Here is a 619-nt window from a genome sequence, read left to right as displayed (position 1 = left end):
GCGATAAATACATCAATACTGTAACAGGTGATGTCTTTGTTAAATCAGGTGAAAACTGGACCAACGAAGGCAATATCAAAGGACCAAAAGGTGACAAAGGCGATAATGGTTTAAACGGTAGAGATGGAAAAGATGTTCTGAATGGCAAAGTTAATCCACAACCAAATCAAGGTAAAGATGGCGATAAATATATCAATACTGTAACAGGTGATGTTTTTGTTAAATCAGGTGGAAACTGGACTAACGAAGGCAACATCAAAGGGCCAAAAGGTGACCGAGGCGAACGTGGTGAGACTGGTTCAAAAGGTGACAAAGGCGATAATGGTTTAAACGGTAGAGATGGAAAAGATGTTCTGAATGGCAAAGTTGATCCACAATCAAGTCAAGGTAAAGATGGCGATAAATACATCAATACTGTAACAGGTGATGTTTTTGTTAAATCAGGTGGAAACTGGACTAATGAAGGTAATATCAAAGGACCAAAAGGTGACCGAGGCGAACGTGGTGAGACTGGTTCAAAAGGTGACAAAGGCGATAATGGTTTAAACGGTAGAGATGGAAAAGATATTCTGAATGGCAAAGTTAATCCACAATCAAGTCAAGGTAAAGATGGCGATAA

General features: G+C 39.4%; 1 pseudogene. It reads left to right on the top strand.

The annotated features are described in order from the left end of the window. A pseudogene (locus tag HMPREF2864_RS12340) lies at positions 1-619 on the top strand (hypothetical protein); the annotation flags it as partial.

The sequence above is a fragment of the Staphylococcus sp. HMSC059F04 genome (assembly GCF_001812565.1).
Classification (GTDB): domain Bacteria; phylum Bacillota; class Bacilli; order Staphylococcales; family Staphylococcaceae; genus Staphylococcus; species Staphylococcus lugdunensis.
This window is presented reverse-complemented; position numbering and strand designations above follow the sequence as displayed.